The sequence below is a fragment of the Microbacterium sp. ZKA21 genome (genome assembly GCF_050434165.1).
GTDB lineage: Bacteria > Actinomycetota > Actinomycetes > Actinomycetales > Microbacteriaceae > Microbacterium.
Genome location: NZ_JBNPVV010000001.1, coordinates 502,697 through 518,629, shown reverse-complemented (window position 1 = coordinate 518,629; position 15,933 = coordinate 502,697). Strand labels below are relative to the sequence as shown.

Sequence of the window (15,933 nt, the reverse complement as noted above, 5' to 3'; positions counted from 1 at the left end):
CGAGGAGGATTCCGACGGCGCGACGATCCGTGCGGGCCGCCTCGGGCACGCCGAGATCGCCGAGTGCATCCAGCATCCAGCCGCCGATGCGCGAGTCGCCGATGTTGAGACTCTCCGTCCACGCCGCCGGCGCCGGGGGATCCTCGGTCTGCAGGACAGGCGCCAGCGCATCCAGCAGGTCTCGGGCTTCACGGCGCGGCGCGCCGAGCGCATGGGCCGCGACGTCGAACGATGCGAGGGGAATCCCCGCGCACAGCCGCGAGACGAGTCGCTCGACCCACGGGCGGTCGACGCGGATGCGCACGTCTCCGGCGACCCCGAACTGCAGCGTGTCCCCGTCGCGCCACAGCGGCGCGAACTCGGGGGCGATCCTCGTCAGGAGGGGGGACGAACGCGGCATGTCCCGATTCTGCTCGACACCGCCGCGGTCATGGGTGCCGGAGCCGGATCGGTGGACAAATCCACGTGCGGTGACCGATGTGCAGGACGACTGCTCAGACCGGCGTCTCGCCGTCGCCCTTCTCGCCGTCGATGCCGTCCTTCTCGCCGCTGAAGTCGTCTCCGTCGAGCAGTCGCGCCAGCGCCTCGTCGAACTCGTCCGCTGGGGGCTCCTCGCCGCGCGCGGTGGCCTGGAGCCGGGCGATCAGCGCCGTCGGATCGTCGATGTCCGCGGCATCCGGCATGAGGTCCGCGTAGTCCCACAGGCTGTCGCGTGCGGCGACGCCCACGGCATCCGTCACGGCCCGCCACATGGCCGCCGCTTCACGCAGACGACGGGGGCGCAGCTTGAGCCCGACCAGCGCGCCGAGCGCATCCTCGGCGGGCCCGCCGACCGCACGCCGACGGCGGGCGGCCTCCGCGATGCGCACGCTGTCCGGCAGGCGGCTGGTCGCCTCCTCTGTGACCACGTCGACCCAGCCGTCGATCATCGCGATGATGTTCTCGAGGCGCGCCAGGGATTCGCGCTGCGCCTCGGTCTGAGCCGGCAGCAGCGCCCCGCCCTCGATCGCGGCGCGCAGTTCCTCGGGGTCGGACGGATCGAGCCTGCTGGCGACGTCCTCGAGTGCTTCCACGTCGACCGTGACGCCGCGAGCGAAGTCGGTGATCTGGCTCATCACGTGCAGGTGCAGCCATTTGGCGTGCCGGTACAGACGTGCGTAGGCCAGCTCCCTGGTCGCGAGGTACAGCGCGATCTGGTCCTCGGGGATCTCGAGCCCTTCGCCGAACGCGGTCAGGTTCTGCGGGATGATCGCCGCGGTGCCGGCAGGCAGGACCGGGATGCCGACATCGCCGCCGGACACCACCTCGAGCGACAGGTTGCCGAGCACCTGACCGAACTGCGCGGCGAACACCGAGCTGCCCAGACCCCGCATGAGGCGTCCGGCGCCCTGCACGACCTCGCGCATGTCGTCCGGGACCTGCCCGTCCAGCGCGGAGGTCAGCGCATCCGCGATGCTGGTCGAGACCGGCTCCGCGATCTCCTTCCACACCGGCAGGGTCTGCTCGACCCATTCGCCGCGGGTGAGGACGCGAGGGGAGTCCGCGAGTTCCGAGATCGTCGTCGCCTCGCCGAGCCACAGGTTCGCCAGGCCGAACGCGTCCGCGAGCGACCCGCGGGATCCGTCCGTGATGCTCTGACCGTCGCGGTTGGCGATGTGCAGAGCCTGCCGAAGCGTGTTCTCCCATGGGTCGCCGCCGAAGACGCCCTGCAGCTGCGACATCAGCTGCGACATCATCGCCGGGTCCAACGGCATGCCGTCGGCGCCGCCGAGGGCGTTCTGCAGCGCGTTCAGGTCGAAGTCCGCGCCGCCGTTCGCCATCATCCGACGGAGGAACTCCTGGAAGTCCTCGGGGTTGGTGGGGTCGTTGTCTGCCATCTCGATCGCCCTCTCAGCGCGCCTGTAGCCTGTGCCATCTACGCTAGTTGCAGCACCCTGCGCAGGACCCGACTGTTCGCAGATCGCTGTACGCCACTCGCGAACGACGGAGGTACTTCTGTGAGTCAGACCCGGTCTCGACGGCTCGGGCTGGGTGTCTGGGCGCTGATCGTCGCCCTCGTCGCCCTGATCGTGCTCACCTTCCTCCCCACGCCGTATGTGATCCAGCGACCAGGGCCGGTGTACGACACGCTCGGCACTGCCGAGGACGCGGACGGCGTCGACGTGCCCCTCATCGAGATCGAAGGCGCCGAGACGTTCGAGACGGCGGGCACGCTCGATCTGACCACCGTCCAGGTGGTCGGCAACCGGCAGCGCACGCCCAGCTGGTTCGAACTCGCACTCGCATGGATGGATTCCTCCAAGGCGGTCGTGCCGATCGAGAGCGTGTTCCCCGAGGGCGTCACGACCGAGCAGCGCGATGAGCGCAACGCCGTGCTGATGGTCGACTCGCAGCATGAGGCGACTGCGGCCGCGCTGAACGAGCTCGGCTACGACACCGGCGCGCAGGTCGAGGTCGTCGAGGTTGTCGAGGGCGGTGCGGCCGACGGCGTGCTGCAGCCCGGTGATGTGATCGTCGCCATCGACGGCGTCGCGGTCGCCTCCGGCGCGCAGCTGCGCGAGGCGATTCAGGATGCCCAGGGTGCGACGGTCTCGCTGACCGTCCAGCGCGCGGGGGAGGAGTCCGAGATCGAGCTGACCCCGCAGAAGACGACGGCTGACGGAGTCGACACCTGGCTGATCGGCATCACGCTGACCACCGCGTACGACTTCCCGATCGACGTCACGATCCAGCTCGATGATGTGGGCGGCCCGAGCGCGGGGATGATGTTCGCCCTCGGCATCGTCGACATGCTCACCGAAGGCGAGCTCAACGGCGGCGAGAACGTCGCGGGAACAGGGACGATCGATGCCGAAGGAACGGTCGGTCCGATCGGCGGCATCCGGCAGAAGCTGTACGGCGCGCGCGACGCCGGTGCGGATTTCTTCCTCGCACCGGCATCCAACTGCGACGAGGTCACCGGCCACGTTCCGGCAGGCCTGCAGGTGTTCTCGACCTCGACGCTCGACGAGTCCATCGAGATACTGGACGCGATCGCCGACGGCGGCGATCTGGACGCCCTGCCGACCTGCACCGCGCAGACCGCCGCCGCGCGGTGAACAGGTGTCCGCGCTGAGCGGACACCGGAGCCGTCGTTCAGCCATCATGCCTAGGATGGAACGGTGACCACGACCTCAGCGCCGACACCGGCCACGCCCCGGACATCCCGACGTATCGTCGCCATCACGCTGGCGATCATCGCCGCGCTGGTTGCGGCCTTCTTCGTCTTCGCCTCGCTCTACACGGAGTTCCTCTGGTACGACCAGTTGAGCTTCGCGAACGTGCTGACGACGCAGTGGTTGGCGGCGGCGGTCATGTTCGTCATCGGATTCCTCGGGATGGCCGTGCCGCTGTTCGTCGCGATCCAGCTCGCCTACCGCCTCCGGCCGGTCTACGTGCGGCTGAGCTCGCAACTGGACCGCTACCAGGAGGTCATCGAGCCGCTGCGCCGCCTCGCGATGTGGGGCATGCCGATCTTCTTCGGGCTCTTCGCCGGGTTCGCCGCCGCAGGCAACTGGCAGACCGTGATGCTCTGGATCAACGGCGTCGCCACCGACACGGTCGACCAGCAGTTCGGACTGGACACCGGCTTCTACCTCTTCGCGATGCCGTTCTACACGATCCTGCTCGCGTTCGTGTCGGCCGTTCTTCTGCTGTGCCTGCTCGTGACGGCGCTCGTGTCGTACCTGTACGGCTCCGTGCAGATCGGCCAGCGCGAACTGCGCATCTCGAAGCCCGCCCGCATCCAGCTGGCGGTCATCGCCGGCCTCTACCTGCTCGTGCAGGCCGTCAGCCTCTGGCTCGACCAGTACAAGACGCTGATCTCCGAAGAGGACCGCATCACCGGTGCCGCGTACACGAGCGTGCACGCCACGATCCCGGGTCTCGCGATCCTCGCGATCCTCGCCGCCATCGTCGCACTGCTGTTCTTCGTCACCGCCATCATCGGGCGCTGGCGGTACCCGCTCGTCGCGACCGCGCTGCTCATCGTCGCGTCGCTGGTCGTCGGCGTCGGCTACCCGTGGGTCGTCGACACGTTCCAGGTGCGCCCGAACCAGAACAGCCTGCAGGCCGAGTACTACCAGCGCAACATCGACGGCACGAAGTCCGCGTACGACATCGCTGACCTCGAGACGACACCGTTCGAGGCGGCCCTCGATGTCGAGGCGGGTCAGCTGCGCGAGGACGCCGAGACCACGGCATCCATCCGCATCGTCGACCCGGGTATCGTCAGCCCGACCGTGCAGCAGCTGCAGCAGTACCGCGGCTACTACCAGTTCACAGACACGCTCGACGTCGACCGGTACGAGATCGAGGGCAAGTCGCAGGACACGGTCGCTGCGGTGCGCGAGCTGAACATGAACCAGCTCGGCGACGGCAACAACTGGAACAACCGCACCGCGGTGTACACGCACGGCTACGGCCTCGTCGCGGCCGCGGGCAACCAGCGCTCGCCCGACGGCGAGCCGGTGTTCCTGGAGAGCGGCATCCCGTCCTCCGGATTCCTCACCGACCGCGAGAACTTCGAACCGCGCGTCTACTTCGGCGAGGAGTCGCCGCAGTACTCGATCGTCGGCGCCCCCGAGGGAACCGAGCCCGTCGAGATCGACTACCCGCGTGGCGAGGACGGGGCGAACGAGACGAAGACGACGTTCTCCGGAGACGGCGGTCCGCGCGTCGGCAACACGTTCAACAAGCTGCTCTACGCGCTGAAGTTCCAGGAGGCGGAGATCCTGTTCTCCGACCTGGTCAACTCCGATTCGCAGATCCTCTACGACCGCGACCCCGCGCTGCGCGTGCAGAAGGTCGCGCCGTACCTGACGATCGATTCCGACCCTTACCCGAGCGTCGTCGACGGACGCATCGTCTGGATCGTCGACGGCTACACCACGAGCGCGAGCTACCCGTACTCGACCGGCGTGAGCCTGGCCGAGGCGATCGCCGACTCGAACAACCCGGCGCCGAGCCTGGCGTTCGACGACATCAACTACATCCGCAACTCGGTCAAGGCGACCGTCGATGCCTACGACGGTTCCGTGACCCTGTACGCCTGGGACGACGAGGACCCGATCCTGCAGGCATGGCAGAACATCTACCCGTCGACGGTCGAGCCGATCAGCGAGATGTCCGGCGAGCTGATGAGCCACGTGCGCTATCCGACCGACCTGTTCAAGGTGCAGCGCAACATCCTCGGCGTGTACCACGTCGACGACGCGCGCTCGTTCGCTCAGCAGGACAACCGCTGGCAGACGCCGAACGACCCGCGCAACTCGAGCGAGCTGCAGCCGCCGTACTACCTGACCATGAAGATGCCGGGGCAGGACGAGGCGGCGTTCTCGATGTTCTCGACGTTCATTCCGTCCTCGCAGGGGACAGCAGAGCGCAACGTCCTCATGGGCTACCTTGCGGTCGATTCGGATGCCGGCGACACAGCGGGGGAGAAGAGCGCCGGTTACGGCAAGCTCCGGATGCTGGAGATCGACACCGACACCACGGTCCCCGGACCCGGCCAGGTGCAGAACACGTTCAACTCGGATGCCGACGTGGTGCGTGAGCTCAACCTGCTGCAGCAGGGTGAATCCGAGGTCAAGTACGGCAACCTGCTGACTCTCCCGGTCGGCGGCGGCTTCCTGTACGTCCAGCCGGTCTACGTGCAGTCCTCCAGCGGCACGCAGCTGCCGCTGCTGCGGAAGGTGCTGGTGTCCTTCGGCGACGAGGTCGCCTTCGAGGACACTCTCACCGATGCGCTCGATGCCCTGTTCGGCGGCGACGCCGGTGCGGACGGTGGCGACGACAACGTCGACCCGGTCGACCCCGACACCGGCGAGCCGACCGAGCCGACAGATCCCGACACGGGGGAGACCCCGGGCACGGGAACGGATCCGGACGCGTGGGCGACGGCACTCGCGGCCGCGCAGCAGGCCATGCTCGATCGGGATGCCGCGCTGAAGGCCGGAGACCTGACGGCATTCGCGGAGGCGGACGACCGACTCACCGAGGCGGTCAACACCCTGCTCGAGCTCGAAGCGCAGGAGACCGGGGGCGAGTAGTCCCGGGATCGCGAGAAGAGGGCGTCCTTCGGGGCGCCCTCTTCTGCGTCTTCCGTATCGCCCTTGCTCGTCGGGTCCGCGTTCCCCTCGTTCGTTGAGTGAGGACGGCGGAGCCGGCCGAGTCGACGTGGTGATTGATTGCGGGGCAGCGATGAAGAGCGCCCGCCCTGCGCGCGAGGCGTTCACTGCGGGCCTGCGCTGCGCGCGAGGCGTTCACTGCGGGCCTGCGCTGCGCGCGAGGCGTTCACTGCGGGCCTGCGCTGCGCGCGAGGCGTTCACTGCGGGCCCGCGCTTCGCGCGAGGCGTCCACTGCGGGCCCGCGCTTCGCGCGAGGCATTCACTGCAGACTCCGAGCGTTGGGAGGGCGACCGGCTCCGCCGGCCGCCTGAAAGGTCACCAGGATTTGGCCACGGCGCCACTCCACACGCCGCTGCGCGTCGTGCGGAGCCTCGGGCGCCGCGGGACCGAGTTGCTCTCACCACACCCCGCAACGAGAACGACGAAGTCCCGGCCCTCAGGGCCGGGACTTCGTCGTTCTCGTTGCGGGGACAGGATTTGAACCTGCGACCTCCGGGTTATGAGCCCGGCGAGCTACCGAACTGCTCCACCCCGCGTCACGACCATCAGCCTACCAACCGCCTGCGGGTGCGTCTAAAGGGAACGAGAGGCGGGCGTGTCGGGTCCGCCCCTTCCGTCGAGCGGGGAAGCGAAAGGCCCCTGATCTGGATTTCTCCTGATCAGGGGCCTTTCTTGTGTCGCATTCTCGTTGCGGGGACAGGATTTGAACCTGCGACCTCCGGGTTATGAGCCCGGCGAGCTACCGAACTGCTCCACCCCGCGGCACAAGAATTTACTCTAGCACGGATAGGAGCGTTCGTCACATCGGGCCGGGCATGGGCGAGGATGGGGGCATGCCCAGTGTCCTCGTCGCCGTGTGCCAGTTCGCCCCGACCGTCGACCGAGCCGGAAATCTCGCCCGGATCGCGGAGCTGACGGCGGATGCCGCGTCCCATGGTGCCCAGGTCGTGGTGCTCCCCGAATACGCCAGCTACTTCGTCGATCCGATGGATGCCAGCCTTGCCGAGAACGCCGAGACGCTCGACGGCGAGTTCGTGCGGGCGCTGCGGACCGCGGCATCCGCGCACGGCGTCACGATCGTCGCGGGCCTCGTGGAAACCGCGGGGGACCGGGTGAGCAACACTCTCGTCGCCGTCGACCGCGACGGCGTACGCGCGACCTACCGCAAGCAGCACCTGTACGATGCGTTCGGGCAGACCGAGTCGGACTGGATCGCTCCCGGTGCGCCGGGCGCGGTCGAGACCTTCGAGATCGACGGGCTGCGCTTCGGAATGATGACCTGCTACGACTTGCGGTTCCCCGAAGTCGCCCGCACGCTCGTGGATGCCGGGGCCGACGTCCTGGTCGTGCCGGCCGAGTGGGTGCGCGGTCCGCTCAAGGAGCATCACTGGACGACCCTGCTCGCCGCGCGGGCGATCGAGAACACCGCGTTCGTCGTCGCCGCGGACCATCCGGCGCCGATCGGAGTCGGCCGTTCGCAGATCATCGATCCGCAGGGCGTGGTGCTCGCCGGACTCGCCAGTGGCGTGGGGATCGCACTCGCTGCGCTGGATCGGGCCGAGCTCGAGCGCGTCCGCACCGTGAACCCCGTCCTGCGGCTTCGCCGCTACGCCGTCGTCCCGCGCTGAGACGGATTCTCCTTCCCGCGAGACTTACTTTGCGGTGTGACACTTGACTGCGCTGGCGAAATCTCACCCCGCAAAGGAAGTTTCGCGGCCGGGGCACCGCGTCGCGCGACGCGGTGGGGTTCCGCCCGTCCTCAGAAAGCCGCAGCGAGGCGCCGCATGCCCTCCTCGAGCACTTCGACGCGCTTGCAGGCGGCGAACCGCACGAGGCCTGCGTAGTCGCCGGCGTGCTCCTTGCTGACGAACGCGCTCAGCGGAATCGCGACGACACCGGCGCGCTCGGGGAGCGCGCGACAGAACCCCGCACTGTCCGCGCCGTCGAGCGCTGTCGCGTCGGCGACCGTGAAGTACCCGCCGCGCGGCGGGATCACCGCGAACCCGGCGGCGCCGAGGCCTTGGGCGAGCAGACGATGCTTGTCCTCCATCGCTCGAGCGGCATCGTCGAAGAACCCATCCGGCAGCCGGAGACCTGCAGCGACGGCCGGCTGGAACGGTGACCCGTTCACATACGTGAGGAACTGCTTCACCGTGAGGACCGCCGTGACGAGGTCGGCCGGTCCGTGCACCCAGCCGATCTTCCAGCCCGTCACAGAGAAGGTCTTCCCTGCCGAGGAGATCGTGAGCGTCCGCTCGGCTGCCCCTGGCAGCGTCGCGATCGGACGATGCGCATCGTCGAACACGAGGTGCTCATAGACCTCGTCGGTCACGATGATCGCGTCGTGCGCATGGGCGAGGCGGATGATCTCGGCCTGCACCTCGCGGGAGAAGACCGTTCCGGTCGGATTGTGCGGATCGTTGACCAGGATGAGGCGGGTGCGGTCGGTGATGGCATCCGACAGCGCGTCGAGATCGGGCTGGAAATCCGGGAGGCGCAGCGGGACCGTCCGCAGTCGAGCTCCCGCCAGAGCGACGGCCGCGGCATACGAATCGTAGAACGGCTCGAAGACCACGACCTCGTCGTCCGGCGAATCGATCAGCGCGAGCAGGGTCGCCGTCAGCGCCTCGGTCGCGCCCGCCGTCACGATCACCTCGCGCTGCGGGTCGACCTCGAGTCCGTAGAAGCGACGCTGGTGCTCGCCGATCGCCGCCAGGAGATCCGGGATGCCGCGGCCGGGCGGGTACTGATTGGCACCGTCCGAGATCGCCTGACGTGCCGCTTCGAGTACTTCGGCCGGACCGTCCTCATCGGGGAAGCCCTGGCCGAGGTTGATCGCCCCGGTCCTGACCGCCGCCGCCGACATCTCTGCGAAGATTGTGGGGGCGACGTCGCCGGCAGGCGAAAGCAGCCCCGCTCCGGCGGCGGTGCGGCGCCACGCGCCGGGGATGTCTCTCATGGAGAACAGGCTAAGGCCATAAGCGACACTCATCTCAGGCATAAGGAACACACAGACTCGGCGGGCAGTCTGAAGGAACCTTGTTGAAGGAGCAGAGACCATGACCGATCAGAACGCCCCCACTCCCGGTTCCACGCCGGAGGCAGCGAACACCGCGGCGGCGAACAGCGCGGCTGCGACGACGCCCGCGGCTCCGGCCGGGCACGAGGTTCCGCAGACGTTCGCGTCCCCGGCCTCGACGACCCAGCAGCCCGCACCTGCGGCACACGCTCCGGCCGCGCCGCAGGCCGGCGGATTCGTTCCGCCCGTGCCGTCGCACGGCGCCGCCTTCGGACCCGGCGCGACCCAGCCCGGCGCCCACCAGAACCCGGATCAGCCCACCACCCCTCTCGGCGGGACGGCCCCGGTGACCCCGATCGCCACGAAGGAGCGCAAGCCCTTCGGCGCGGGCAAAGTCGCGGCCATCATCGTCGCCGCAGCGCTCGTCGGCGGCGCGGCAGGCCTGGGCGGCAGCTACCTCGGCTCGACGATGTGGCAGCAGCCGGTCAGCAGTTCGGCCGAAGGCCCGGGCACCGTCACGGTGAACAACCCCGACGACGTCAATGAGGCGACGGCTGTGGCAAGCAAAGTGCTTCCATCGGTCGTCACGATCGCCGTGCAGGGATCGGATGCGGGCGGTAGCGGATCCGGTGTGATCCTCAGCGACGACGGCTACGTGCTGACCAACACGCACGTCGTGACGCTCGGCGGCGCGGCCGCTGACCCGACGATTCGGGTCACGACCTCCGATGGGCACATCTATGCCGCGACGATCGTCGGCACCGACCCGATCTACGACCTCGCCGTGATCAAGCTCACAGATGCCGAGGGCTTGACCCCGATCGAGTTCGCGGACTCGTCCAAGGTGAACGTCGGTGCGACCGCCGTCGCGGTCGGTGCCCCCCTCGGGCTCGCCAATTCCGTCACGACCGGCATCATCTCCTCCCTGAACCGGAGCATCGAGATCGCGTCCTCCGCACTCCCCGACAGCGCGGAGCAGGACAGCCCCGAAGGCGAGGGCGAAGAGGGCGGCCCGTTCCAGTTCGACATCCCCGGTCTCGAGCAGCAGCAGCCCACCTCCAACGGGACGATCTCGATCGCGGTTCTTCAGACCGACGCCGCGATCAACCCCGGCAACTCGGGCGGCGCGCTGGTCGACGGCGAGGGCAAGCTCATCGGCATCAACGTGGCGATCGCCACGGCATCCAGTTCCGAGGAGTCCGGCTCCATCGGGGTCGGCTTCGCGATCCCGTCGAACGTCGCCGAGCGCATCGCGGATGAACTCGTCGAGAACGGCGAGGCGACGCACGGTCTGCTCGGTGCGTCGGTGAGCGACGCCGCGAACTCTGCGGATGCCGACATCGCTGGTGCCGCCATCGCCGACGTCACCGACGGCGGTGCGGCGAAGGCGGCCGGCCTGAAGAAGGGCGACATCGTCACCGAGTTCAACGGCGCGCCGATCTCGGGCGCCAGCGACCTCACCGCTCAGGTCCGCGCGGCCGCCGCAGGCAGCACCGCGACCATGACCTACGTCCGTGACGGAAAGACGTACGAGATCGAGGTCGAACTGGGCGAGCTCTCGCTCTGACGCACTGGTCGGGCTTCGACCCCGGCTCACACGAAGGACGCCACCCCGCGCGATAGGCTCGCGGGGTGGCGTCCTTCTCTTTCGGCACCGGCAATGCGGCGAAGCTCCTGCGCATTCCGCTGTATGCCGCGGGGCGCATCGGCGCTGCGCTCATCCCGCGCGGATCGCGCTGGGTGTTCGGATGCGGTGCCGGCATCGGCGACGGCGCACTCGCTCTCTGGCGGGTGGCGACGGATGCCGGACACGACGCCGTCTGGCTCACCGCGTCCGCGCGCGAGGACCGCGAGGCGGCCGCCCTCGGCATCCGCACCATCCGCAAGCAGAGCCTCGCCGGCTGGTGGGCGACGGTCAGGGCCGGCGTCCTCGTGGTGACGCACGGATTCGGCGATGTCAACCGCTACGGCGGCGGAGGCGCATTCACGGTCCAGCTGTGGCACGGCATCCCGCTGAAGCGGATCGGACTCGACTCGCCGGCGACGACGCAGGTTCCGCAGGTCCCCGGTGCCGCGCTGCTGCGCACGCTCATCGGACGCCTGTACCGCTCCTCGGCGCAGCGGATCGACGTGCTGCCCGCGGCATCCGATCGCGCCAGGGGGCGCCTGGAATCGGCGTTCGCCCTGGGCGACGACCGCGTCGTGGTCACCGGCGAACCGCGCGTCGACGTGCTCTCGACGGGCACAGCCGCCGAGCGCCGCAGCCGAGCATCCGGTGTGCTCGTCGCCGCCGGCATCGACGTCCCCGACGGGGCGAGGGCTATCCTGTACGCGCCGACGTGGCGTGACGGCGCATCGGATCCTGCCGTCCCCTCCGCAGCGGAGTGGGTGCGCATCATCACCGTGCTCGAACGCCACGACGCCGTTCTGCTCGTGCGCTCGCATCCGCTGGGCGAGGGAGCGTACGCGCCGCCCCTGCCCACCGGGCGGGTCCGGATGCTGGGCTCCGGCGTCCTGTCGGACGTGACCGTCGCGCTGCCGGCGATCGACGTGCTCATCACCGACTACTCGTCGCTCGCGTACGACGTCGGACTTCTCGCGATGCCGGTCGTGCATCTGACACCGGACGCGGCCGACTACGCCCGCAGCCGCGGCTTCTACGGACGCCTCGACGAGGTCACCGGCGGGCAGCAGGCAGCGGACTGGGACGGCGTGATCGCCCAACTGGATGCGATGCTGGACGACGAGGCCGTCTTCGCCGAGCGGGCCGCCGGATCAGCCCGGCTCAGCGCGCGCATGCACGCATACCGCGACGGACACAACACCGACCGGGTCTACCGGGCGATCCGCGCCAGAGGCGTCGGAGCACCTCGGCGAGCCGCCACAGAGGGAGAGCATCCATGACCACCGCCGAGATCGATGAGGTGCGCGGCGCGCTCGTCATCGCAGGCGACGGCGCACGTCCCGTCTCCGCCGTGCTGGACGGGGCTCGCGCGCGCGTCAGCGCCCGCCTCACCGGTGCGGGCCGGACGTGGAAGGCCGTGTTCCCACTGCGCATCTCCCGCTTCGGCGGTGCCGAGCTGCCGCTGCCCTCCGGGGACTACGCGCTGCGCATTGAGGGGGTCGACCTCGCCGGTGCAGCTCTCGAGCGCCGCGTGCACGCCGACCTCGGCATCGCCGTGCAGGGGGCGTCGGTGACGATCGATCCGCCGCTGGACGCCGTGCATCGTTCCCCGGAGGGGCAGCGCACGCTCGAGGGACGCTATGCGGCGCAGCCGGGCGGCACCGAGAACGCGGTCTTCTTCGAGAGCTTCTACGGCCAGAGCGCCGGCTGCAACCCCCGGGCGATCGACCGCGAACTCGCCCATCGCGCGCCGGACGTCGTGCGCTACTGGAGCGTCACCGACCTGTCGGTCGCCGTGCCGGAGGGGGCGATCGCAGTGGTCGAGGGGAGTCCCGAGTGGTGGCGGGCGCGCGCGTGCGCACGCCTGCTCGTCGTGAACGACTGGCTGCGGCGGCGCTATGTCCGAAAGAACGGACAACGGGTGCTGCAGACCTGGCACGGCACACCGCTCAAGCGCCTGGCCCTGCATCGGCCCGGATTCGATCCGCGGCGGATGGCGGCCGTGGTCAAGGAATCCCGCCGGTGGGACGTCCTCCTCGCGCAGAACCGCTACTCGGAGCGCATCCTCGCCAAGGCGTACGCGTTCTTCCGCAAACCCATCTGGGTGGACGGCTACCCGCGCAACGACGTGCTCGTGACCGGCGATGCGGCCGCGGTGCGCCGGGCCCTCGGCATCCGCGACGGCGAACGCGTGCTGCTCTACGCGCCCACCTGGCGCGACGACCGCACCGAGATCGTGGACTTCATCGATCCGGAGCGGCTGGCGCACGACGCGGATGCCGTCGTGCTGGTGCGCGGGCATTCCCGCACGCTGAAGCCGGGCCGTGACCAGGACGGTGCGCGCGTGATCGACGTCACGGGCTACCCCCAGACCGCCGAACTGCTGCTGATCGCCGACGAGCTGATCACCGACTACTCGTCGGTGATGTTCGACTTCAGCGTCACCGGCAAGCCGATGCACTTCCTCGTGCCCGATCTCGAGCACTACCGGGGTCGCCTGCGCGGGTTCTACTTCGATCTCGCGGCCCGAGCACCCGGACCCCTGCTGCACACTCAGGAGGAGCTCGTCGCATCGCTCTCCGATCCGTCGCGCACAGCGGCATACGCCGAGCGGTACGACGCATGGCGTCGGCAGTTCAACGCCCGCGACGACGGTCATGCCGCCGAGCGGGTCGTGTCGCGGATCCTCGATCTGGGCTTCGTCGACGCCTGAGGTCCGCTACGGCAGGGGAGTGTTGCGCGAGCCCAGCCGCGAGGCGTCGACCGTGCCGCGCGCGCCGCGGAGCACGCCGCTGAGGAATCCCCACCCCCAGGAGAGATGCATGGTGGGCAGCACGGCCAGGATCCAGAGCCGCTCGCGGAAGCTGCGCCCCGGCGTCAGCGCCATCACGATCACCAGCACGGCATAGGCCGCCAGCGGCAGGTAGACCAGACACGCGATCAGGGACGAGATGCCGGAGAGCACGCCGGTCAGCTGCAGCACGGCGACGAGCACCGCGACGACGACGTTCGCCAGCAGCGCCGGCGGTGCGAAGAAGCGCAGGCTGTTGCTGCGGCCGTAGCGGCGCACCAGCTCGCCGCGCCACGCGCCGGTGGCGCGGAACTGCCGGGCGAGCCGCAGCCAGCTCTCGCGCGGCCAGTAGGTCACCGAGAGCGCGGGATCGAACCAGACGCGGTGCCCGGCCTGGCGGATGCGCAGGTTCAGCTCCCAGTCCTCGCCGCGGCGGATGCTCTCATCGAACAGCCCGACCTCGTCCAGGACGCTCCGCCGCATGACCCCGAGGTACGCGGATTCGGCTTCGCCCTCGCGAGCGCCGCCGTGGTACGCGCCGCCGCCGAGTCCGATCGGCGAGTTGTAGGCCCAGGCCGCAGCTTTCTGGAACGGGGTGCGTCCCTCGGCGTGCATGACGCCGCCGACGTTCGCCGCCCCCGTGCGCTTGAGGGTCTCGAGAGCCGTTGCCGCGTAGCCGGGGGAGAGCTCGGAATGCGCGTCGACGCGGACGATCGTGTCGTAGCGTCCGGCTCGGATCGCCGTGTTGAGACCGACCGGGATGTCGGCGGCCGGGTTGTCGACGAGGCGGATGCGGTCGTCGCCCGCCGCCAGCTCCTGAGCGAGTTCGGTGGTCCCGTCGGTGGACGGGCCGAGGGCGAGGATGAGCTCGGCATCCCCTGGCACCTGCTGCGAGAGAACGGACTCGACGGCGTGCTGGAGGTAGTCCCGTTCGTTCAGTACAGGCATGACGAACGTGACACCGGGCGCAGGTGTTGTCGTTTCGTTGTCGAGCACCACCCGATCATGTCATGAGGCGGGGTGGGGTGCCTCGGTAGTCTTGGCAGGTGAGTCTTGTGTCCGATGGAAAGAAGGCGTACCGGCTGCTCCGGCGCGCACTGGCTTCGCGGACCGCTGTGCAGCGCGTCCGCCGACGTCTGGCGACGATGCCGCCGCATGAGCACGATCACTACAGGATCGCGGTGTACTTCGCCGACGGCGCGGTGAACATGTATCAGATGCGGCAGTGGTACCGGCCGCTCGCCGAGCTGTCGAAGCTGTGGCCGGTCGTCGTCCTCTCGCGCAGCGCGACAGGTGCCGAGAAGCTGCTCGACGAGGACTCGCCGCCGGTGGCGTTCGTGCCGAAGGTGCGCGATCTTGAGCGCTTCATCGCCACGCAGGACATCCGCATCGTGCTGTACGTGAACCAGAACACGCGCAACTTCCAGATGTTCCGCTACGGGCGACGCTGGCACGTGTTCATCAACCACGGCGAGTCCGACAAGATGTACATGACGACCAACCAGTACAAGGCGTACGACTACGCGATGGTGGCAGGGCAAGCGGCACGGGACCGCCTGTCGCGGACGCTGTGGGACTACGACATCGATCGACGCACCATCGAGATCGGCCGGCCGCAGGCCGATCACTACTCCGGCATCCTGCCGTACACGCCGGACGAGCGCACGGTCGTGCTGTACGCGCCGACCTGGGAGGGCGACCGTCCGAGCGCGCACTACGGGTCGATCGCGACCCACGGCGAGACGCTCGTGAAGAAGCTGCTCGCGACCGGATCGCATCGCGTGATCTATCGGCCGCACCCGCGCAGCGGCGTGGTCGACGACGAGTACGGGGCGGCGCACCGGCGCATCCTGTCCGCGATCGACGCGGCGAACGCGGCCGACGCGACGGCCCACCACATCTTCGACGACGGGCCGGAACTGGGCTGGCAGCTCGCCACGGCCGATGTCGCGATCGTCGACATCTCGGCGATGGTCTACGACCGTCTCGCCGCGGGAAAGCCGCTGCTCATCACGCGCCCGGCCGACGAGCGCGCGTCGATCGACACGAAGGGCTACCTGTCGGACTGCGAGTGGCTCACCGTCGACGGCTCGTACGACATCGTCGGCGAGGTCGAGCGCGTCCGTGCGGACGACGACGCCATCGCGAAGCTGCGCATGTGGGTCCAGCACTACTTCGGCGACACTACGCCTGGTGTCGCCACGGCGAAGTTCCACGCCGGGATCGAGCGTCTGATGGGGCAGTGGGACGAGTGGCGCGCGGCAGAGATCGGTGCGACGCCGGAAGAAGAGGACGACGACGACGAAGAGGCCAAGGACGGCGAGGACTGATC

The 15,933-nt window shown here is 69.2% G+C and carries 10 protein-coding genes and 2 tRNA genes; 7 read left to right on the top strand and 5 right to left on the bottom strand.

The window, feature by feature from the left end; translation table 11 throughout:
- Window positions 1-494: 494 nt before the first annotated feature.
- A complete protein-coding gene (locus M2317_RS02585; protein ID WP_429457022.1) occupies window positions 495-1,877 on the bottom strand; it encodes a zinc-dependent metalloprotease in 1,383 nt (460 codons plus the stop codon).
- A gap of 120 nt (window positions 1,878-1,997) precedes the next feature.
- Between M2317_RS02585 and M2317_RS02580 the strand changes: the two genes are divergently transcribed.
- Together M2317_RS02580 and M2317_RS02575 are read left to right on the top strand one after the other, a co-directional pair.
- Entirely contained in the window at window positions 1,998-3,098 is a 1,101-nt protein-coding gene (locus M2317_RS02580) for a YlbL family protein (protein WP_429457020.1), read from the top strand.
- Window positions 3,099-3,161: 63 nt separating this feature from the next.
- On the top strand, window positions 3,162-6,089 hold the full coding sequence (locus tag M2317_RS02575) for a UPF0182 family protein (RefSeq protein ID WP_429457018.1): 2,928 nt from the start codon (window positions 3,162-3,164) through the stop codon (window positions 6,087-6,089).
- 540 nt (window positions 6,090-6,629) lie between these two features.
- On the opposite strand, the gene M2317_RS02570 is transcribed toward M2317_RS02575, so the two are convergent.
- Together M2317_RS02570 and M2317_RS02565 are read right to left on the bottom strand one after the other, a co-directional pair.
- A tRNA-Met gene (locus tag M2317_RS02570) sits at window positions 6,630-6,703 on the bottom strand.
- Window positions 6,704-6,855: 152 nt separating this feature from the next.
- Window positions 6,856-6,929: transfer RNA gene (locus tag M2317_RS02565), tRNA-Met, on the bottom strand.
- Between the two features lie 71 nt (window positions 6,930-7,000).
- On the opposite strand from M2317_RS02565, the gene M2317_RS02560 reads away from it, so the two are divergent.
- On the top strand, window positions 7,001-7,795 hold the full coding sequence (locus M2317_RS02560) for a carbon-nitrogen hydrolase family protein (RefSeq protein WP_429457016.1): 795 nt from the start codon (window positions 7,001-7,003) through the stop codon (window positions 7,793-7,795).
- A 131-nt stretch (window positions 7,796-7,926) separates the two neighbouring features.
- Here the strand turns inward: M2317_RS02560 and M2317_RS02555 are convergent, their stop codons facing one another.
- Window positions 7,927-9,126 carry an aminotransferase class I/II-fold pyridoxal phosphate-dependent enzyme gene (locus M2317_RS02555; RefSeq protein WP_429457014.1) on the bottom strand — a complete coding sequence of 400 codons (1,200 nt, stop codon included), beginning with the start codon at window positions 9,124-9,126 and terminating at the stop codon, window positions 7,927-7,929.
- A 100-nt stretch (window positions 9,127-9,226) separates the two neighbouring features.
- Here M2317_RS02555 and M2317_RS02550 point away from each other — a divergent pair, with 100 nt between their 5' ends.
- From M2317_RS02550 to M2317_RS02540, 3 genes are all read left to right on the top strand, one after another.
- Window positions 9,227-10,753, top strand: a complete 1,527-nt coding sequence (locus tag M2317_RS02550) for a S1C family serine protease (protein ID WP_429457012.1) — start codon at window positions 9,227-9,229, stop codon at window positions 10,751-10,753.
- Window positions 10,754-10,818: 65 nt separating this feature from the next.
- Window positions 10,819-12,090: a CDP-glycerol glycerophosphotransferase family protein gene (locus M2317_RS02545; protein WP_429457010.1), complete on the top strand. Its 1,272-nt coding sequence runs from the start codon at window positions 10,819-10,821 to the stop codon at window positions 12,088-12,090.
- Window positions 12,087-13,523, top strand: a complete 1,437-nt coding sequence (locus M2317_RS02540) for a CDP-glycerol glycerophosphotransferase family protein (protein WP_429457009.1) — start codon at window positions 12,087-12,089, stop codon at window positions 13,521-13,523. Before M2317_RS02545 ends, M2317_RS02540 begins: the two co-directional genes overlap by 4 nt.
- A gap of 6 nt (window positions 13,524-13,529) precedes the next feature.
- On the opposite strand, the gene M2317_RS02535 is transcribed toward M2317_RS02540, so the two are convergent.
- Window positions 13,530-14,549, bottom strand: coding sequence for a glycosyltransferase family 2 protein (locus M2317_RS02535; RefSeq protein ID WP_429457645.1), 1,020 nt, complete (start codon window positions 14,547-14,549; stop codon window positions 13,530-13,532).
- A gap of 98 nt (window positions 14,550-14,647) precedes the next feature.
- Here M2317_RS02535 and M2317_RS02530 point away from each other — a divergent pair, with 98 nt between their 5' ends.
- Window positions 14,648-15,931: a CDP-glycerol glycerophosphotransferase family protein gene (locus M2317_RS02530; RefSeq protein WP_429457007.1), complete on the top strand. Its 1,284-nt coding sequence runs from the start codon at window positions 14,648-14,650 to the stop codon at window positions 15,929-15,931.
- The last annotated feature ends 2 nt before the right edge of the window (window positions 15,932-15,933 follow it).